Here is an 18,062-nt window from a genome sequence, read left to right as displayed (position 1 = left end):
GTTTACCTCAGTTTCAGGGTGGCAAGGCCGATCAGCACCAGAATCACGGTGATGATCCAGAATCGGACGATCACCCGCGGCTCGGGCCAACCCTTGAGTTCGAAATGGTGGTGAATCGGCGCCATGCGAAACACGCGCTTGCCGGTCAACTTGAACGAGGCCACCTGGATCACCACCGAAAGGGTTTCCACCACGAAGATGCCGCCCATGATGAACAGCACGATTTCCTGGCGGACGATCACGGCGATGGTGCCCAGCGCGGCGCCCAGTGCCAGGGCACCGACGTCACCCATGAAGACTTGCGCCGGGTAGGTGTTGAACCAGAGGAAGCCCAGGCCTGCGCCGATCAGCGCACCGCAGAACACGATCAGCTCGCCCGAGCCCGGTACATAAGGGATCAGCAGGTATTCGGCGAACTTCACGTTGCCCGACAGATAGCAGAAAATACCGAGCGCACCGCCCACCATCACCGTCGGCATGATCGCCAGGCCGTCGAGGCCGTCGGTCAGGTTGACCGCGTTGCTCGAGCCGACGATGACGAAGTAGGTCAGCACGACGAAGCCGACGCCCAGTGGGATGGTGAAGTCCTTGAGGAACGGCACGATCAGCGTGGTTTCGACGCTGGTCGGTGCAGTCATGTAGAGGAAGACCGCAGCCCCGAGGCCAAATACCGACTGCCAGAAATACTTCCAGCGGCTCGGCAGGCCGCGGGAGTTCTTCTCGATCACCTTGCGGTAGTCGTCGACCCAGCCGATGGCGCCGAACAGCAGGGTGACGATCAGCACCACCCAGACATAGCGATTGGTCAGGTCGGCCCACAGCAAGGTGCTGATGGCGATAGCGGACAGGATCAGCGCACCGCCCATGGTCGGGGTGCCGGACTTGGACAGGTGCGATTGCGGGCCGTCGTTACGCACGGCCTGACCGATCTGGCGAATCTGCAGGGTACGAATCATCCAGGGCCCCAGCCACAGTGCCAGGGACAACGCCGTCAACACACCCAGGATCCCGCGCAGGGACAGGTACTGGAAGACCGCGAAGCCCTTGTAGAACTGTTGCAGATACTCAGCCAACAGCAGCAGCATTAATGTTTCTCCCCGCTGGCACCACACAGAGCAGCCACGACGTTTTCCATCGCAGCGCTGCGCGAGCCCTTGATCAAGATAGTGGTATCGCTGACGCTCTCGGCACGAACGGCGTCGATCAGCTCAGCTTGAGTAGCGAAATGGCGGCCATTGGCGCCGAACGCCTGGACCGCATGAACCATGTTGGTGCCCGTCGCGTACAAGGCATCGACCTTGCCGCGCGCATGGTCGCCCACCTGACGGTGGCCTTCCTCGGCCCATTGCCCCAGTTCGCCGATATCCCCGAGCACCAGGACGGTGCGTCCGGAAAAGCCGGCGAGTATATCAATGGCGGCACACATCGAGGTGGGATTTGCGTTGTAGGTGTCGTCGATCACCCGCGCACCGCTGGGCGCGATCTGCGCCACGGAACGGCCCTTGACCGGCTGCACTGCGGCCAGGCCGGCAACGATACCCGGCAGGCTCACGCCCACGGCATGTGCGGCAGCAGTGGCGGCCAGGGCGTTGCTGACGTTATGCGTACCGAGCAGGTTCAACTGTACCGGCGCACTGCCGCTCGGACCGTGCAGGGTGAACGAAGGGCAGCCGCGCGCGTCGCGACCGATGTCGCTGGCATGGAAGTCGGCCTTCTCGTTGGTCAGGGCGAAGCTCAGCACCTGGTGCGCACCGGCGCGCTTGCGCCAGATGTCAAAGGCCTTGTCGTCGAGATTGAGCACGGCGATACCGCCCTCGCCCAAGCCCTCGAGAATCTCGCCCTTGGCCTCGACGATCTTCTCCGGGCCGCCGAACTCACCCACGTGGGCGGTGCCAGCGTTGTTGAGGATGACGACTTGCGGCTGGGTGAGACCAACGGTGTAGCGAATCTCGCCGATGCGCGAAGCGCCCAGCTCGATCACCGCAGCGCTGTGTTCGGGCGCGATCTCCAGCAACGTCAGTGGCGCGCCGAGGTCGTTGTTCAGGTTGCCACGGGTGGCATGCACAAGACCGCGAGTACGCAGGATGGAAGCCAGCATCTCCTTGACCGTGGTCTTGCCGCTGGAGCCTGTGATGGCGACCACCGGCTTGTCGAAGGCGGCGCGATTGAGCGCGCCCAACTGGCCCAGCGCCACACGACAATCGGCAACCAGCAGTTGCGGCAGGTCGACATCGGCGATTTCGCGCTCGACCAACGCGGCCACGGCCCCCCTGGCCTTCACGTCGGCAAGGTAGTCGTGACCATCGAAACGCGGGCCGGTCAGTGCAATGAACAGTTGCCCCGCAGCCACGCTGCGGCTGTCGATGCTGACACCGTTGAAGGTGGCGTCGGCACCGACCAGACGAGCACTCAGTGCTGTAGTCAGCTGGCTGAGTGTCATGGGCTTAATCATGTGGAGCCCCCCAGGCTGAAAGTGCCTTCTCGGCTTCGACCAGATCGGAGAAATCAAGGCGCTCGCCATTGATCTCCTGGTAATCCTCGTGCCCCTTGCCGGCCAGCACGATCACATCGTCGGCGGCAGCGGTGGCGATCAGGTGTGCGATGGCCTGGCCGCGACCGGCGACGAACTCGGCGTCGGCAGCCTTGGCGAAACCTGGGCGAATGTCATCGAAGATCCGCAGCGGATCCTCGGTACGTGGGTTGTCGTCGGTGACCAGTACGCGGTCGGCCAGACGCTCGGCCACTTCGGCCATCAGCGGACGTTTGCCGCGATCGCGATCCCCGCCGCAGCCGAACAGGCACAGCAGTTTGCCGTGGGCGTGCGGGCGCAGGGCTTCGAGCACCTTCTCCAGTGCGTCGGGGGTGTGGGCGTAGTCGACCACCACCAGCGGCTTGGCACCACCACCCAGGCGCTGCATGCGACCGACAGGCCCCTGCAGTTGCGGGGTGACTTTCAGTATTTCGTCCAGCGAGTAATCCAGCGCCAGCAACGTGGCTACGGCGGCCAGCATGTTGCTCAGGTTGAAGCGCCCGAGCAGTTGGCTGCGCAGTGTGCGTTCGCCTTGAGCGGTGACGATGATGGCGCGCACGCCATCATCGTCGAAGTGGGCTTCGCGGCAGAACAGCGAGGCGTCCGGGTTTTCCAGGCTATAGCTGAGCATCCGGGTCTCGATATGATCGGCACTCGGGCGGCGGGCAAAGTCTTCGGCCAGACGACGACCAAAGGCATCGTCCAGGTTGACCACCTGGCAGCGCAGGCTCGGCCATGCGAACAGCTTGGCCTTGGCGGCCTCGTAGGCCTCCATGCTGCCGTGGTAGTCCAGGTGATCGCGCGACAGGTTGGTCATCACCGCGATATCGAAGGCCAGCGCCGCCACGCGTCCCTGCTCCAGGGCGTGGGAAGACACTTCCATCGCCACGGCCTTGGCACCGCCCTTCTTGAGGTCGTTGAGCGTAGCTTGCACGGCAATCGGGTCCGGCGTGGTCAGGCGGCCGCTCTGCAAGTCACCGAAGAAACCGGTGCCCAAGGTGCCGATCAGACCGCAGCGCTGGCCCAACTGGTCGAGGGCCTGGGCGAGCAATTGCGTCACGCTGGTCTTGCCGTTGGTGCCGGTCACGCCGACCAGGTTGAGCTGGCGGCTCGGCTCGCCATAGAAACGGCCGGCGATGGCCGACAGTTGCGCGATCAGGCCCTTGACCGGAATCAGCGGCACGTCAGTGAGCGGCAGCACCGTGGCGCCCTGCTCTTCATAGGCAATGGCGGCAGCACCGCGGGCAAGCGCGTCGGCGATGTGGTCGCGGCCATCGACCTTGGCACCCGGCACCGCCAGGAACAGATCACCCGGCCGCACCTGGCGGCTGTCGAGTGTCAGCTCGCGAATCAACGGATCGCGGCTGGCATGGGCGAAAAGCTTGCTCAATGGCATTGTCATCAACCACGCCCTCCCTTGGCGGGTACTGCACTGGCCTGCTGCACGTTCGCGGGCGGCAGGTTATCCGGCGGCACGTTCATCAGCCGCAGAGTGCCGGACATGACCTTGCTGAACACCGGCGCCGAGACCAGACCACCGAAGTAACCGCCTTTGCCCGGCTCGTCGATGACCACGACGATGGCGTAGCGCGGGTCGCTCATCGGGCCGAAACCGGCAAACAGCGAACGGTAGGCGTTTTCGGTGTATCCCTTGGAGCCGACCGTGGCCTTGCGCGCGGTGCCCGACTTGCCGGCAACGTGGTAGAACGGCACCTGGGCGCGGAACACACCGCGCGGCGCCTCGATCACCTGCTGCAACATGCCCTGAATGGTCTTGGCGGTTTCCTTCGGAATGGCTTGCACGGCTTCCGGCGCCTTGTCGACCTTGAGAATTGACAGCGGCACCATCTTGCCGTCGTTGGCCAGCGCGGCGTAGGCGTGAACCAACTGCAGGGCGGTGACCGATACGCCGTATCCATAGGAGAGCGTGGCTGTCTCGGCCTTGCGCCACTCACGATGGTTGGGCAGGTTGCCCACGCGCTCACCCGGGAATCCAAGGCCGGTGTACTGCCCCAGGCCAACCTGCGACATCACCCGATAGATGGCTTCGCCGCCGATATCGAAGGCGATCTTGCTCATGCCGACGTTACTGGAGTTGATCAGGATGCCGGTCAGGTCGAGGATCGGGCCCTCGCTCCTGGACACGTCCTTGATCGTGTAGCGACCAATCTGCAGGCTGCCCGGATACACCTCGACCTTGTCGGTGGGTTTCCAGCGCCCGCTCTGCAGCGCCGCACTCATGGAAATCGGCTTGACCGTGGAACCTGGCTCGAACACATCGATGATCGCCCGGTTACGCATGGCTGCCGGGAACATGCTGCGGCGGTTGTTGGGGTTGTACGTTGGCTGGTTGACCATCGCCAGGACCTCGCCGGTCTTGACGTCCATGATCACCAGGCTGCCGGCCTTGGCGTCCTGTTCGGCGATGGCGTTGCGCAGCTCGCGAGTCGCCAGGTACTGCAGGCGCAGATCTATCGACAACGCCAAGGTCTTACCGGCCTTGGCGTTCTTGGTGACTTGAATATCCTTGATCAGGCGGCCGCGCCGGTCCTTGATCACCTGACGTTTGCCAGGCACCCCGGCCAGCCACTCGTCATAGGCGAGCTCGACACCTTCACGACCATGGTCGTCCAGGTCGGTGAAACCCACCATGTGCGCCGTGACATCGCCCGCCGGATAGAAGCGGCGGAACTCCTCGAGGCCGTAGACACCGGGTACTTTAAGGTCGAGTACCTGCTGGCCCTGCTCGGGGGTGAGGCCGCGAACCAGGTAGATGAATTCCTTGTTGGCCTGCTGGGTGAGGCGCTCGATCAGTTGCTGCGGGTTCTGCCCCAGCACAGCGGCCAGTTGCGGCCAACGGTCCTTGGACGCCTGCATCTCCTTTGGGTTGGCCCAGAGCGTGGTGACCGGCGTACTGACGGCCAGAGGCTCGCCATTGCGGTCGGTAATCAGGCCACGGTGTGCAGGAATCGGGATATGGCGCAGGCTGCGAGCATCGCCCTGCCCCTTGAGGAAGTCTCGGTCGACCACCTGCAGGTCGATGATCCGCCAGCTGATCGCGCCGACCATCAACGCCAGCAGGCCTACGACGACCCGGAAGCGCCAGGGGTAGAGTGCACCCTCGAGCTTCATCATGGCGTCACCATCCGCACTTCGTCAGCGTTGGGTACGCGCATCTTCAACTGGCCGGCAGCCAGGTTTTCGATACGGCTGTGGGCAGTCCAGGTGCTCTGCTCGAGAATCAGGCGCCCCCACTCAGCCTGGGCCTTGTCGCGCTCGCTCAGCTCGTTGTAGAGCGTGTTGAGCAACTGGCGGTTCCAGTGAGCGCTGTAGGAGACAGCGATGGCCGACACCAGCACGCCAACGAACAGCAGAAGCATCAGGAAGCTTCCGCCTGGCAATGGCTTGGCGAACAGGCGACTCACCGCAGCTTCTCCGCAACGCGCATGACGGCGCTGCGCGCACGCGGGTTGGCCTTGAGTTCTGCATCGGAGGCGAACTGCGCCTTGCCGATCAGCTTGATACGAGGCTCGAAGGCCTTGTGCTGCACCGGCAGGTTGCGTGGCAGGTTATCCGCTTCGCCCTTGACCAGCTTGCGCATGAACAGTTTGACGATGCGGTCTTCCAGCGAGTGGAAGCTGATCACCGCCAGGCGGCCGCCGACTTCCAGCGCCTCGAGCGCGGCGTCCAGGCCGGCCTCCAGATCGCCCAGCTCGTTATTGACGTGAATGCGCAGCCCCTGGAAAGCGCGAGTCGCCGGATTCTTGCCCTTCTCCCAAGCAGGGTTGGCGACCTTGAGCACTTCGGCCAGGTCGGCGGTACGGGTGAACGGCTGCTTCTCGCGACGCTCGACCACCGCACGCGCCATGCGACCGGCAAAACGCTCCTCGCCGTACTCCTTGAACACGCGGGCTATTTCTTCGACGGGCGCGGTGGCGATGAACTCGGCGGCGCTGATGCCCTGGCCCGGATTCATGCGCATGTCCAGCGGGCCATCGTTGAGGAAACTGAAGCCGCGCTCAGGATCGTCCAGCTGCGGCGAGGAGACACCCAGGTCGAGCAGGATACCGCTGACCTTGCCGTCCAGCCCGCGCGCACGCACTTCATCACCCAGTTCGGCGAAGCTGCGCTGCACAATGACAAAGCGGCCGTCTTCGGCCGCCAGCGCTTGCCCCGTGGCAATCGCCTGTGGATCTTTGTCGAAGCCCAGCAGCCGTCCTTGCGGCCCGAGCTTGCTGAGAATGAGACGACTGTGCCCACCGCGACCAAAGGTCCCGTCCAGATAGCAACCGTCGGCGCGCAGGGCCAATGCCTCGACAGCTTCGTCGAGCAATACGGTGATGTGGTTGAAGCCGCTATCTATCGTCACAGGATCAGGTCACGCAGTTCATCGGGCATGGCGCCCGGTTGTTGAATAGCTGCGAGGTCGGCTGCCGAAACCGCGTTCCAGGCATCCTCATCCCACAGCTGGAATTTGTTCAGTTGCCCCACCAGCATCGCCTTCTTGTCGAGCTTGGCGTACTCACGCAAACGGGGCGGAACCAGGAAACGACCACTGCCATCGAGCTCCAGGTCAACCGCATTACCGATCAGCAAACGCTGCAGGCGGCGGTTTTCCTCACGCAGCGACGGCAAGGCACGCAACTTGGCTTCTATCTGCTCCCACTCATCGAGGGGATAAACACACAAGCAGGGGTCAACAGCGTCGATGGTCACGATAAGTTGACCATTGCAACGCGAATCGAGCTCGTCACGGTACCGGCTCGGCATGGCGAGACGGCCCTTTGCATCGAGGCTGACGGCGTTGGCTCCGCGGAACACGGCTGCGATTCCCCACAATGGTAACTTTTTTGTGCCAGAAAACCCACTTCATCCCACTTTCTGCCACTTGCGCACACTATAGGAATCCGTCCGCCACACCGTCAAGGCGCGTTCATAGGGAAAACCCTTACAGGACCGAGATTTAGCGCAACAAAGGAAGGAGGAAGGACTACCGGAAGAAAAAATTGGCGGAAAAAATCAAGCGCACTCAAACGGATAGAGTGTGAAGTTAAAGTGAATTATCAAGAGTAAGAACTTTTCGGCATTACCAGGAAGGATCTGCTATCGATTCAAGCAGGAAGAGAGGGGGTGGAGAGTCGATCTGTAAGCCGGGTTTTGTCGAGGACAGTCATTCCTCTACGACGGCCATCACTGGACGCCTCTAGCAACCTACCCGGTTCCGACGCGGGCCACGCCGTATGGAACCCTATTTGGTCTTGCTCCGAGTGGGGTTTACCTAGCCACGAACTGTTGCCAGCCGTGCGGTGCGCTCTTACCGCACCTTTTCACCCTTACCGGCACCGAAGTGCTTAGGCGGTTATTTTCTGTGGCACTTTCCGTAGGCTCGCGCCTCCCAGGCGTTACCTGGCACTCTGCCCTGCGGAGCCCGGACTTTCCTCCCCCTGATTTTGCGGAACAAAAACAGGCAGCGACTGTCCGATCGACTCTCCGCCGACAAGGGTAACGGCAGGCGCGATCAAGAACAAGCAATACCGCAAATAATATCATTACGCCATTAATGGCTTTTCTGTTTATCCAGCGCTGCTTGATAAAGAAGATTCTTACGCACCCCGGTAATTTCCGCCGCCAATGCTGCCGCCCGCTTGAGCGGTAATTCTGCCAGCAACAGATCCAATACACGCATGGCGTCGCTACTGATCGCCTGGTCGTCTTGCGGCGCACTCCAGCCCGCCATCAGCACCACGCACTCACCACGCTGCTGATTGGCGTCAGCTGCGACAAAGGCGCGCAACTCGGCCAGCGGCAAGCCCTTGAGCGTCTCGAACGTCTTGGTCAGCTCTCGCGCCAGTACAGCCGGGCGCTCACCGCCGAATACCGCCTCCATGTCTTCCAGGCACTCAAGGATACGATGCGGCGCTTCATAGAAGATCAAGGTCCGAGGTTCTTCCTTGACCTGCTCCAGACGCGCACGGCGCCCGACAGCCTTCGCTGGCAGGAAGCCTTCGAAAATGAAGCGATCAGAGGGCAGCCCCGCCGCCGACAGCGCAGCGATCAGCGCGCACGCCCCTGGCACCGGCACCACCTTCACCCCGGCAGCCCGCGCCTGGCGCACCAGGTGATAGCCCGGATCGGAAATCAGCGGCGTGCCGGCATCGGACACCAGCGCCACATCGTCACCCGCCAGCAAGCGCGTAATGAAGCGACTGCCTTCGTCGCGCTCGTTGTGCTCATGGCAGGCCGCCAGCGGCGTCTCGATGCCGAAATGCTGCAGCAGACGCACCGAGTGGCGGGTATCCTCGGCGGCGATCAGCGCCACGCCGGCCAGCACCTTGAGTGCCCGGGCGCTCATGTCGTCGAGGTTGCCGATGGGCGTCGCAACGACGTAAAGCGTACCCGCTATGGATTTTGGAACCCCTGCAACATCAGTCACTGCACACACCTGCCTTGCCGATCAAAGGCGCTATTGTAGCCCGAGCGCCCGCAACAAGGCGCAAAGAACTTGGCCGCCACCCCCTGACATGCGACCTATAGTGAAGGATCAGCGTCAGCAAGATCGCGCCCCGGCCAGCGCTTGGGTACAATTGCCGGCCAACTTGATCGAGTAACAGGACCCTTACATGATCGCTTGCCTGCGGCTGCTCACAGCCCTCTGTCTCGCTGCCCTGCTGGCAGCCTGCGCCAGCTCGCCCTCATCCAGCCTGGGCGAACTGCCACGCACCCCGGACGCCAGCATCGAGCAACTGCTCGAGAAGGCGGCTTCCAGCAAGTCCGCCGAAGACGCCGCGCTGCTGCGCCTGAGCGCCGCCGACATGGCCTACCGGCAGAAGGACTTCCCACGCGCCGCACGCATCCTCGAGCAGGTTCCACTGGACACGCTCAAACCCGCCCAACAGGTGTTCGCCAGCACCCTGGCTGCCGAGCTGGCGATGAGCCGCAACCAGCCCAAGGCCGCCCTCGGCGCCCTGTCGCACCCGAGCCTGCAACGCGTCGGCGAGCTCCCCGAAGAGCAGCAGGTGCGCACCTACAGCGTGCATGCTGCAGCCCTCGAAGCCGACGGCCAGGCACTTCCTGCGGCCCAGCAGCGCATCTTGCTGGCTCCGCTGCTCAGCGGCCCGGACGCAACCAAGAACAACGATGCCATCTGGTCGCTGGTAGCCTCGCTGCCCGCCGACCAGCTGCAGCAACCAACCAGCAACCCGACCCTCGCCGGCTGGACCAGCCTGGCCCTGGCGGTCAAGAGCGCCGGCACCCTGGAGCAGCAACAGGCCGCCATCGACAGCTGGCGCCAGCAACATGCCGATCATCCGGCCGCCAAGCAGTTGCCTGACGCACTGGTCAAGCTCAAGCAACTGGCCAGCCAGCCGCTGACCAAGATCGCCCTGCTGCTGCCACAGGAAGGCCCGCTCGCCGGTGTAGCCCGCGCGCTGCGCGACGGCTTCATGGCGGCCCATTTCCAGGCCCAGCAATCCGGCCAGCCAGCGCCGGCGGTTCAGGTTTTCGACAGCTCGCGCCTCACCTCGCTGGACGACTTCTATCGCCAGGCCCAGGCGGCCGGCGTACAGCTGGTGATCGGTCCGCTCGAAAAGCCACTGGTGAAGAAACTCGCCGACTACCCGCAACTGCCCATCACCACCCTGGCACTGAACTACGCCGAGGCCGGGCAGAAATCGCCACCACAACTGTTCCAGTTCGGCCTCGCCGCCGAGGACGAAGCTCGCGAAGTCTCTCGCCGTGCCCGCGCAGACGGCCTGGTCCGCGCCGTGGCCCTGGTGCCGAGCGGCGAATGGGGTGACCGCGTGCTCGCAGCTTTCCGCCAGGACTGGGAAGGCAACGGCGGCACCCTGCTCGCTGCCGAGCGCATCGCCCAGCCAGTCGCCCTGGCCCAACAGATCGCCGACCTGTTCCAGCTGCGCCAGAGCGAAGGTCGTGCCAAGAGCCTGCAGAGCGCCGTGGGTGGTAATGTCGCCGCACAACCATCGCGTCGCCAGGACATCGATTTCATCTTCCTAGCCGCCACCCCGCAGCAGGCCCAGCAGATCAAGCCGACCCTCAACTTCCAGTACGCGGGTGACGTACCGGTCTACGCCACCTCCAACCTCTACAGCGCCAGTGGTGACGTGAACCAGTACAACGACATGAACGGCATCCGCTTCTGCGAAACCCCCTGGTTGCTGGACAACACCAACAGCCTGCGTCAGCAAGTCGTGCAGCAGTGGCCTCAAGCTGCCGGCAGCCTGGGTCGCCTGTACGCCATGGGTGTCGATGCCTACAGCCTGGCGCCACGCCTGGACCAGCTCAAGGCGCTGCCTGACAACCGCGTCGAGGGCCTGTCCGGCAGCCTGAGCATCAACGTCAACCAGCGTATCGAACGCCAACTGCCATGGGCCGAATTCTACGGCGGTCAGGTCAAGCGCCTGCCGGATACTGCACGCTGATGCCCGACGCCTCCCCCACCAGCGCCGGGCTCGCGGCAGAAAACCAGGCCCTCGAGTATCTTCGAGGGCAAGGCCTGCAACTGCTGACGCGTAACTGGCGATGCAAGGGAGGCGAGCTTGATCTGGTCATGCTCGACGCCGATACAGTAGTATTCGTCGAAGTCCGCTACCGCTTGCACGCGGATTTCGGCGGAGCGCTCGAAAGTATCGACGCGCGCAAGCAGAAACGCCTGGCGCTTGCCGCCAACCTGTTCCTGCTGAAGGAGTCCCGCTGGGCCGATCACCCCTGCCGCTTCGACGTAGTCGCCCTGCAGGGCAGCCACCATGCAGGTCGGCCGCTTCAATGGCTGAAAAACGCCTTCGAATGCTGAACCCATTCCGATTTCTTTGCTCTATGTTTCGCGGGCTGGCCCCTGTCGCGCGTCGCGCAGGCCTCCGCCGCACTTAAGGTCACACCAGATGGACATGCAATCCCGAATTCGCCGGCTGTTCCAGGCCAGCATCGATACCAAGCAACAGGCAATGGACATCCTGGCACCGCACATCGAGCAGGCCAGCCTGGTCATGGTCAACGCGCTGCTCAACGAGGGCAAGATGCTCGCCTGCGGCAACGGTGGCTCGGCGGGCGACGCCCAGCATTTCTCCTCGGAACTGCTCAACCGCTTCGAGCGCGAGCGTCCGAGCCTGCCAGCCATCGCCCTGACCACCGACAGCTCGACCATCACCTCGATCGCCAACGACTACAGCTACAACGAAGTCTTCTCCAAGCAGATCCGCGCCCTGGGCCAACCCGGCGACGTACTGCTGGCGATCTCCACCAGCGGCAACTCGGCCAACGTGATCCAGGCGATCCAGGCCGCACATGATCGTGAAATGATTGTCGTAGCATTGACCGGACGTGACGGCGGCGGTATGGCTTCGCTGCTGCTGCCCGAGGATGTGGAGATCCGCGTCCCCTCCACGGTCACTGCGCGTATCCAGGAAGTCCACCTGCTGGCGATCCATTGCCTGTGCGATCTGATCGACAGCCAACTGTTCGGGAGTGAAGAATGATCCCCAAGCGCCTCGGCCTCATGGCCCTGACCCTGTGCCTCGGTATTTCCGGTTGCAGCTCGGTATTGACCTCGACCCGCAACTCGCCGATCGAAGATGATCGCGGCACCCGCACCATCGGTAGCAAGATCGACGATTCGCTGATCGAAACCAAGGTTTCGGTCAACGTCGCCAAGGCAAGCCCCGACCTGGACAAGGGCTCGCACATCGTCGTCAGCAGCTACAACGGCATCGTGCTGCTCGCCGGTCAAACGCCGCGCGCCGACCTCAAGAGCCTCGCCGAGCAGACCGCCGGCCAGGTACAACGGGTCAAGAAGGTGCATAACGAGCTGCAGGTGATGCAGCCCTCGTCGATCCTGGCACGCAACAACGACACCTGGCTGACCACCAAGATCAAGACCCAGATGATCGGTGATGCCAACGTTCCCAGCTCACGCATCAAGGTGATCACCGAGAACGGAATCGTCTACCTGCTCGGCCTGGTCACCCAGCAGGAAGCCAACGCTGCCACCAACGTGGTTCAGGGTGTGTCTGGCGTACAGAAAATCGTCAAGCTGTTCGAGTACATCGACTAACACTGCCAGCGGCCCCCCAGCCCCGGCGCTGGGGCACCGCAGACAACGGCATGCATTACCCTCACACTCTCAGGAAGTACCCATGAAGAAGTCCCTGCTGTCCCTCCTGGCCATTACTGCCTTCGCCACCCTGGCCGGCTGCTCTACCCCGAGCGTGATCACCCTCAACGATGGCCGCGAGCTGCAGACCACCGACACGCCGAAGTTCGACCGTGACTCCGGCTTCTATGAATTCAAGCAGCTCGATGGCAAGCCGACCCGTATCAACAAGGATCAGGTCCGCTCCATCAAGGACCTGTAATCCGAACTTGAAAAAAAAGGCGATCCATCTGGATCGCCTTTTTTGTTACTTGACCACTTTCAAGCTCGGTCGTCCAGTCGGTCGCGGCGGCTGGCCACCACCTTCCGGCGGGCCATCATCATCAGGCTCGACGCCTTCTTCCTCATCGAGCTCTTCGCCCCCCATCAACGGCGGCTCCAGCTCGAACACCATGCCCTGGCCATTCTCACGGGCATAGATACCCAGAATTGCGCCAGCTGGCACATAGAGCGAATGAGCTACACCACTGAACCGCCCCTCGAAGCTCACCGCTTCGTTGTCCATGTGCAGGTTACGCACGGCACTGGGCGAGATGTTCAAGACGATCTGGCCATCGCTGGCAAATCCCTGGGGCACCTGGACCGCCGGATACTCGGCATTGACCAGCATATGGGGGGTGCAATCGTTGTCGACGATCCACTCGTACAGTGCTCTAACCAGATAGGGGCGACTGGAGTTCATCAACGGCTCCTTAAAGCTTGCGCATTTCACGTTCAGCAGCAGACAGGCTCGCCTGGAAAGGCTCGCGGGCGAACTGTCGCTCCATATAATCCAGCAGCGGCTTGGCTTGCCGCGGCAGCTCGATACCCAGTACCGGCAATCGCCAGAGTATGGGCAGTAGACAACAATCGACCAGGCTTTGCTCCTCGCTCATGAAGCAGGGAAACTCGCCGAACAGCGCCGAGACCCCAGTCAGACTCTCGCGCAGCGACTTGCGCGCCTCACCGCGGGCTGCCTCGGCGGCACGCGGATCGAGAATGACATCGGCCAGTGCACACCAGTCACGCTGGATACGGTGCATCAGCAGGCGGCTGTTGCCGCGCGCCACCGGGTATACCGGCATCAGCGGCGGATGAGGATAACGCTCCTCGAGGTATTCCATCACCACGGTCGATTCGTACAACGCCAGGTCGCGATCGACCAGGGTTGGCACGCTGCCATAGGGATTCACTTCGATCAGTTTGGGCGGCAGACGATCGGCGATGACGTCGATGATCTGCACACTGACGCCCTTCTCGGCGAGAACGAGGCGTACCCGATGAGAATAATGGTCAGCGGGGTCGGAATAGCAGGCTAACCTGTTGGTCGCGCCCATGTAGCTCCTCCTCGCATGGGGATGCTTGTGAAACTGCAAATGCAAACGCGCCCTGGGAGACTCCTCGCGATTGCGCAGGAGCACCCCAGGGCGCGTTCAACTACCAGAAACTACTGCGTGATCAGTGCACGTCCTTCCAGTATTCGCGCTTGAGCAAGTAGGCGAACACGAAGAAGAAAGCCAGGTACAGCAGGACATAGGTGCCGATGCGCTGACTTTCCAGTTTGACCGGGTTGGCCGAATAGGCCAGGAAGGTCACCAGGTTCTTGACCTTCTCGTCGAACTGCTCGGGCGTCAGGGTACCGGATTTCGGCTCGATGGTCAGCTGGTCACAGGCTTCATGGGTCAACGGACTGCCAGTCAGCGGGTCGAATTGCTTCTTGCCGTCGACCACTGTCTGGATCTGCTTGCAGCCAATCACCTGGTTGCCCTGCAGCCCGACCAGCACGTTGGGCATGCCCACGTTCGGGAAGACCTTGTTGTTCACCCCATAAGGGCGCGACTTGTCTTCGTAGAAGCTGTGCAGGTAGCTGTACAGCCAATCGTTGCCACGCACTCGGGCGACCAACGTGAGATCAGGCGGCGCCGCACCGAACCAGGTCTTGGCATCGCTGGGCTGCATGCCGATCTTCATGTGATCGCCGATCTTGGCCCCCGTGAACACCAGCTTTTCGAGCATCAGCTCGTGGGGGATGCCCAGGTCATCGGCAACCCGCTCGTACCGCTGGAACTTGGCGCTGTGGCAACCCATGCAATAGTTGGCGAAGGTGCGCGCGCCATCCTGCAACGCGGCCTTGTCGGTCAGGTCGATATCGACCTTCTGCAGCTCCACACCCTGCTCGGCAGCAAAGGATAAGGCAGGCATCAATGCCAGGAACATTACTGCAATAAACTTTTTCATCAGCCAGTCACCCTTTCCGGAACCGGTTTTGTCTTCTCGAGCCTTGTGTAGAACGGCATCAACAGGAAGTAGGCGAAATACAGCACGGTGCAGACCTGGGACAGCAGGGTCCGTCCGGGCGTAGGCGCCAGCACACCGAGCACGCCGAGAATGATGAAGGCCACGCAGAACACCAGCAGGAAGATCTTGCTCAACCAACCCTTGTAGCGCATGGAGCGCACCGGGCTGCGATCGAGCCAGGGCAACACGAACAGCACCGCGATCGCCGCGCCCATGGCGATGACGCCGAACAGCTTGTCAGGCACCGCCCGCAGGATCGCGTAGAAGGGCGTGAAGTACCACACCGGCGCAATGTGCTCGGGGGTCTTGAAGGCGTTGGCCTGCTCGAAGTTAGGTTTTTCCAGGAAGTAGCCACCCATTTCCGGGAAGAAGAACACCACGGCGCAGAACACGAAGAGGAATACCACGACCCCGACGATATCCTTGACGGTGTAGTACGGGTGGAAGGGAATGCCATCCAGCGGTACGCCGTTCTCGTCCTTGTGCTTCTTGATGTCGACACCGTCCGGGTTGTTCGAGCCCACCTCGTGCAGTGCCAGGATGTGCAGCACCACAAGCCCGAGAATGACGATCGGCAGCGCCACCACATGCAGGGCAAAGAAGCGGTTCAGGGTGATGCCTGAGATCAGGTAGTCACCACGGATCCATTGAGTGAGATCATCGCCGATCACCGGGATGGCACCGAACAGCGAGATGATCACCTGGGCGCCCCAGTAGGACATCTGCCCCCAAGGCAGCAGGTAACCCATGAAGGCCTCGGCCATCAGCGCCAGGTAGATCAGCATGCCGAACAGCCACACCAGCTCACGCGGCTTCTGGTACGAACCGTAGAGCAACCCGCGGAACATGTGCAGGTAGACCACGATGAAGAACGCCGAGGCGCCGGTGGAGTGCAGATAGCGCAGAATCCAGCCGTACTCGACATCGCGCATGATGTACTCGACCGAGGCGAAGGCCTCTTCTGCCGAGGGCGTGAAGCTCATGGTCAGCCAGACCCCCGTGACGATCTGGTTGACCAGCACCAGCAACGCGAGGGAGCCAAAGAAGTACAGGAAGTTGAAGTTCTTGGGCGCGTAATACTTGCTCAGGTGGTCTTCCCACATTTTCGTGGCGGGGAAGCGAGCATCAATCCAGTCCATGAACTTGCTCATCATGCGTTCTCCTGATCGACGCCGATGACGATGATGTCGTCCGACTCGTACGAGTGCGGCGGCACTGGCAAATTGAGCGGGGCTGGCTGCGACTTGTAGACGCGACCCGCCAGATCATAGTGCGAGCCATGGCAAGGGCAGAAATAGCCACCGACCCACTTCGGACCGAGATCGGCGGGGGCGACTTCCGGACGGAAAGTCGGCGAGCACCCCAGGTGGGTGCACAAGCCAACGAGAATGAGGATTTCCGGCTTGATCGAGCGGACCTCGGGATCGACGTAGGTCGGCTGCACCGAAGCCTTGGACTCGGGGTCGGACAGGTCTGCAGTGATCTTTTTCAGATTGCCGAGGATCTCTTGCGTTCGTCGCACGATGAACACCGGCTGACCGCGCCATTCGGCAACCATCTGCTGCCCGGGCTCAACCTTGGCGATGTTGACCTTCACCGGTGCCCCAGCGGCTTTCGCCTTGGCACTGGGGAACCATGACCCCACGAACGGTACCGCAGCCCCCACTGCCCCCGCAGCCCCCACCACGGATGTGGCAGCTACGAGGAAGCGGCGCCGGCCTGCGTTGACGCCGTCATTGCTCATTCAGTCCTCTCCCATCAGCTTTCTTCTCGCCCGCTGGATCAGGCGTCTATTAGTAATGTCTGTGGCGCTAAAAATTGGCCGCCATGGTAAGAAACAAATCCACACACTGACAAGGTGATTACCCCTGGTTCGGGCTACAACCCTCGCTTTGCTTGATCTGCGTCTATGTGGCAACTCGGCCCGGACATGCTGACAGGTTAGTTCAAGACATAAAAAAAGCCCGGTTCCAAGGAACCGGGCTTTTTCGACTGCCGAAGCGCTATTAACGCTTGGAGTACTGAGGACGCTTACGCGCTTTACGCAGACCCACTTTCTTACGCTCGACTTCACGAGCGTCGCGGGTGACGTAGCCAGCACGACGCAGAGCGCCACGCAGGGTTTCGTCGTATTCCATCAGAGCGCGGGTGATACCGTGGCGGATAGCACCGGCCTGACCGCTGACACCACCACCGGCGACGGTGACGTAGATGTCGAACTTCTCAACGGTCTCGGTCAGTTCCAGCGGCTGGCGAACAACCATGCGAGCGGTTTCGCGGCCGAAGAAAGTGTCCAGAGGACGGTTGTTGATGGAAATGTTACCAGTACCCGGACGCAGGAAAACGCGAGCGGTTGCGGTCTTGCGACGGCCAGTGCCGTAATTTTGAGTCGCCGACATAATGAACTATCCCGTTAGATCTTCAGTTCTTGAGGCTGCTGAGCAGTGTGAGGGTGGGTAGCACCCGCGTACACTTTCAGCTTGCGGTACATGTCGCGACCCAGCGGGTTCTTCGGCAGCATGCCTTTGACCGCGGTCTCGATGACGCGCTCAGGGGCCTTGTCGATCAGCTTCTCGAAGCTGATTTCCTTGATGCCACCTGGGAAGCCGGAGTGGGAGTAGTACATCTTGTCCGAAGACTTGGCACCAGTTACACGAACCTGCTCGGCGTTGATGACGACGATGTAGTCGCCGGTGTCAACGTGAGGAGTGTACTCAGGCTTGTGTTTGCCGCGCAGACGGGTAGCGATTTCGGTAGCCAGACGACCCAGGGTCTGACCAGCGGCATCGATTACGAACCACTCGCGCTTTACTGTTTCCGGTTTAGCAGTAAAAGTTTTCATTCTCTAAAGCCTCAGAGGCCGCCCAGCGAAAAATAGACGGCGAATCTTACTGGATAGTGCACAACTTGCCAAGGGCAAGCGCGCAGCCGAGCACGGACGCTTTTGGGGGCTCGGGTCGGGCACGCCCATGATCGACGGGGTTCTTCCTGCGTGGTGGTGCATCACTTCCGCCACACGGAGAGGCCCAGCATTATCCAGATTGCGCAAAGATTTTCAACCTGCTTTGATGGTTTCTTTGTCCAGCAGAG

Annotated in this window: 20 protein-coding genes and 1 other RNA gene; 5 read left to right on the top strand and 16 right to left on the bottom strand. The window is 61.9% G+C overall.

The window, feature by feature from the left end:
• Positions 1-2 precede the first annotated feature (2 nt).
• From mraY to rsmI, 9 genes are all read right to left on the bottom strand, one after another.
• Entirely contained in the window at positions 3-1,085 is a 1,083-nt protein-coding gene (gene mraY / locus HU748_RS00310; RefSeq protein WP_054894005.1) for a phospho-N-acetylmuramoyl-pentapeptide-transferase, read from the bottom strand.
• Positions 1,085-2,452, bottom strand: a complete 1,368-nt coding sequence (gene murF, locus HU748_RS00305) for a UDP-N-acetylmuramoyl-tripeptide--D-alanyl-D-alanine ligase (protein WP_186718768.1) — start codon at positions 2,450-2,452, stop codon at positions 1,085-1,087. The genes mraY and murF overlap by 1 nt, the downstream gene beginning before the upstream one ends.
• Entirely contained in the window at positions 2,445-3,932 is a 1,488-nt protein-coding gene (locus tag HU748_RS00300; RefSeq protein WP_186668050.1) for a UDP-N-acetylmuramoyl-L-alanyl-D-glutamate--2,6-diaminopimelate ligase, read from the bottom strand. The genes murF and HU748_RS00300 overlap by 8 nt, the downstream gene beginning before the upstream one ends.
• Positions 3,932-5,662 (bottom strand): penicillin-binding protein 2, encoded by a 1,731-nt coding sequence (locus HU748_RS00295; protein ID WP_186719096.1) that lies wholly within the window; start codon positions 5,660-5,662, stop codon positions 3,932-3,934. The genes HU748_RS00300 and HU748_RS00295 overlap by 1 nt, the downstream gene beginning before the upstream one ends.
• Entirely contained in the window at positions 5,662-5,955 is a 294-nt protein-coding gene (gene ftsL, locus HU748_RS00290; protein WP_054894001.1) for a cell division protein FtsL, read from the bottom strand. Before ftsL ends, HU748_RS00295 begins: the two co-directional genes overlap by 1 nt.
• Positions 5,952-6,893, bottom strand: coding sequence for a 16S rRNA (cytosine(1402)-N(4))-methyltransferase RsmH (gene rsmH / locus HU748_RS00285; protein ID WP_186668406.1), 942 nt, complete (start codon positions 6,891-6,893; stop codon positions 5,952-5,954). The genes ftsL and rsmH overlap by 4 nt, the downstream gene beginning before the upstream one ends.
• 2 nt (positions 6,894-6,895) lie before the next feature.
• Positions 6,896-7,351: a division/cell wall cluster transcriptional repressor MraZ gene (gene mraZ / locus HU748_RS00280; RefSeq protein ID WP_004575120.1), complete on the bottom strand. Its 456-nt coding sequence runs from the start codon at positions 7,349-7,351 to the stop codon at positions 6,896-6,898.
• 309 nt (positions 7,352-7,660) lie between these two features.
• An RNA gene (gene rnpB, locus HU748_RS00275) (RNase P RNA component class A) lies at positions 7,661-8,020 on the bottom strand.
• A gap of 67 nt (positions 8,021-8,087) precedes the next feature.
• Positions 8,088-8,963, bottom strand: a complete 876-nt coding sequence (rsmI, locus tag HU748_RS00270) for a 16S rRNA (cytidine(1402)-2'-O)-methyltransferase (RefSeq protein ID WP_186718767.1) — start codon at positions 8,961-8,963, stop codon at positions 8,088-8,090.
• Between the two features lie 187 nt (positions 8,964-9,150).
• On the opposite strand from rsmI, the gene HU748_RS00265 reads away from it, so the two are divergent.
• The 5 genes from HU748_RS00265 (at position 9,151) to HU748_RS00245 (ending at position 12,897) form a co-directional block, all read left to right on the top strand.
• Positions 9,151-10,968, top strand: coding sequence for a penicillin-binding protein activator (locus tag HU748_RS00265; protein ID WP_186718766.1), 1,818 nt, complete (start codon positions 9,151-9,153; stop codon positions 10,966-10,968).
• Positions 10,968-11,339, top strand: coding sequence for a YraN family protein (locus tag HU748_RS00260; RefSeq protein ID WP_186668062.1), 372 nt, complete (start codon positions 10,968-10,970; stop codon positions 11,337-11,339). Before HU748_RS00265 ends, HU748_RS00260 begins: the two co-directional genes overlap by 1 nt.
• 88 nt (positions 11,340-11,427) lie before the next feature.
• Positions 11,428-12,021: a phosphoheptose isomerase gene (locus HU748_RS00255; protein WP_054893997.1), complete on the top strand. Its 594-nt coding sequence runs from the start codon at positions 11,428-11,430 to the stop codon at positions 12,019-12,021.
• Positions 12,018-12,596 carry a BON domain-containing protein gene (locus HU748_RS00250; protein ID WP_063546017.1) on the top strand — a complete coding sequence of 193 codons (579 nt, stop codon included), beginning with the start codon at positions 12,018-12,020 and terminating at the stop codon, positions 12,594-12,596. Before HU748_RS00255 ends, HU748_RS00250 begins: the two co-directional genes overlap by 4 nt.
• Positions 12,597-12,678: 82 nt before the next feature.
• Positions 12,679-12,897 carry a YgdI/YgdR family lipoprotein gene (locus tag HU748_RS00245; RefSeq protein ID WP_186668064.1) on the top strand — a complete coding sequence of 73 codons (219 nt, stop codon included), beginning with the start codon at positions 12,679-12,681 and terminating at the stop codon, positions 12,895-12,897.
• 45 nt (positions 12,898-12,942) lie between these two features.
• Here the strand turns inward: HU748_RS00245 and HU748_RS00240 are convergent, their stop codons facing one another.
• The 7 genes from HU748_RS00240 to rplM all read right to left on the bottom strand — a co-directional run bounded on the left by HU748_RS00240 (position 12,943) and on the right by rplM (position 17,814).
• Entirely contained in the window at positions 12,943-13,377 is a 435-nt protein-coding gene (locus HU748_RS00240; RefSeq protein ID WP_186668066.1) for a ClpXP protease specificity-enhancing factor, read from the bottom strand.
• A 10-nt stretch (positions 13,378-13,387) separates the two neighbouring features.
• Positions 13,388-14,011 carry a glutathione S-transferase N-terminal domain-containing protein gene (locus HU748_RS00235; RefSeq protein WP_063546019.1) on the bottom strand — a complete coding sequence of 208 codons (624 nt, stop codon included), beginning with the start codon at positions 14,009-14,011 and terminating at the stop codon, positions 13,388-13,390.
• Between the two features lie 121 nt (positions 14,012-14,132).
• A complete protein-coding gene (locus HU748_RS00230; RefSeq protein WP_054893992.1) occupies positions 14,133-14,912 on the bottom strand; it encodes a cytochrome c1 in 780 nt (259 codons plus the stop codon).
• Complete coding sequence (locus tag HU748_RS00225) at positions 14,912-16,123, bottom strand: cytochrome bc complex cytochrome b subunit (protein WP_054893991.1); 1,212 nt, start codon at positions 16,121-16,123, stop codon at positions 14,912-14,914. The genes HU748_RS00230 and HU748_RS00225 overlap by 1 nt, the downstream gene beginning before the upstream one ends.
• Positions 16,123-16,716: a ubiquinol-cytochrome c reductase iron-sulfur subunit gene (gene petA, locus HU748_RS00220; protein ID WP_054893990.1), complete on the bottom strand. Its 594-nt coding sequence runs from the start codon at positions 16,714-16,716 to the stop codon at positions 16,123-16,125. Before petA ends, HU748_RS00225 begins: the two co-directional genes overlap by 1 nt.
• Positions 16,717-16,978: 262 nt before the next feature.
• Complete coding sequence (gene rpsI, locus HU748_RS00215; RefSeq protein WP_054893989.1) at positions 16,979-17,371, bottom strand: 30S ribosomal protein S9; 393 nt, start codon at positions 17,369-17,371, stop codon at positions 16,979-16,981.
• Between the two features lie 14 nt (positions 17,372-17,385).
• On the bottom strand, positions 17,386-17,814 hold the full coding sequence (gene rplM / locus HU748_RS00210; protein ID WP_054893988.1) for a 50S ribosomal protein L13: 429 nt from the start codon (positions 17,812-17,814) through the stop codon (positions 17,386-17,388).
• Between the last annotated feature and the right edge of the window lie 248 nt (positions 17,815-18,062).

The organism is Pseudomonas sp. RW3S2, assembly GCF_014268955.1.
GTDB classification, from domain to species: Bacteria; Pseudomonadota; Gammaproteobacteria; order Pseudomonadales; family Pseudomonadaceae; genus Aquipseudomonas; species Aquipseudomonas wayambapalatensis.
This window is presented reverse-complemented; position numbering and strand designations above follow the sequence as displayed.

Excerpts from the sequence above, each read along its gene's own strand:
- HU748_RS00230 (WP_054893992.1), bottom strand. The coding sequence starts at position 14,912 with ATGAAAAAGTTTATTGCAGTAATGTTCCTGGCATTGATGCCTGCCTTA.
- rplM (WP_054893988.1), bottom strand. The coding sequence starts at position 17,814 with ATGAAAACTTTTACTGCTAAACCGGAAACAGTAAAGCGCGAGTGGTTC.
- HU748_RS00245 (WP_186668064.1), top strand. The coding sequence starts at position 12,679 with ATGAAGAAGTCCCTGCTGTCCCTCCTGGCCATTACTGCCTTCGCCACC.
- murF (WP_186718768.1), bottom strand. The coding sequence starts at position 2,452 with ATGATTAAGCCCATGACACTCAGCCAGCTGACTACAGCACTGAGTGCT.
- mraY (WP_054894005.1), bottom strand. The coding sequence starts at position 1,085 with ATGCTGCTGCTGTTGGCTGAGTATCTGCAACAGTTCTACAAGGGCTTC.
- rpsI (WP_054893989.1), bottom strand. The coding sequence starts at position 17,371 with ATGTCGGCGACTCAAAATTACGGCACTGGCCGTCGCAAGACCGCAACC.
- HU748_RS00225 (WP_054893991.1), bottom strand. The coding sequence starts at position 16,123 with ATGAGCAAGTTCATGGACTGGATTGATGCTCGCTTCCCCGCCACGAAA.
- HU748_RS00235 (WP_063546019.1), bottom strand. The coding sequence starts at position 14,011 with ATGGGCGCGACCAACAGGTTAGCCTGCTATTCCGACCCCGCTGACCAT.
- HU748_RS00240 (WP_186668066.1), bottom strand. The coding sequence starts at position 13,377 with ATGAACTCCAGTCGCCCCTATCTGGTTAGAGCACTGTACGAGTGGATC.
- HU748_RS00250 (WP_063546017.1), top strand. The coding sequence starts at position 12,018 with ATGATCCCCAAGCGCCTCGGCCTCATGGCCCTGACCCTGTGCCTCGGT.
- HU748_RS00260 (WP_186668062.1), top strand. The coding sequence starts at position 10,968 with ATGCCCGACGCCTCCCCCACCAGCGCCGGGCTCGCGGCAGAAAACCAG.
- HU748_RS00295 (WP_186719096.1), bottom strand. The coding sequence starts at position 5,662 with ATGAAGCTCGAGGGTGCACTCTACCCCTGGCGCTTCCGGGTCGTCGTA.
- petA (WP_054893990.1), bottom strand. The coding sequence starts at position 16,716 with ATGAGCAATGACGGCGTCAACGCAGGCCGGCGCCGCTTCCTCGTAGCT.
- HU748_RS00300 (WP_186668050.1), bottom strand. The coding sequence starts at position 3,932 with ATGACAATGCCATTGAGCAAGCTTTTCGCCCATGCCAGCCGCGATCCG.
- HU748_RS00265 (WP_186718766.1), top strand. The coding sequence starts at position 9,151 with ATGATCGCTTGCCTGCGGCTGCTCACAGCCCTCTGTCTCGCTGCCCTG.
- HU748_RS00255 (WP_054893997.1), top strand. The coding sequence starts at position 11,428 with ATGGACATGCAATCCCGAATTCGCCGGCTGTTCCAGGCCAGCATCGAT.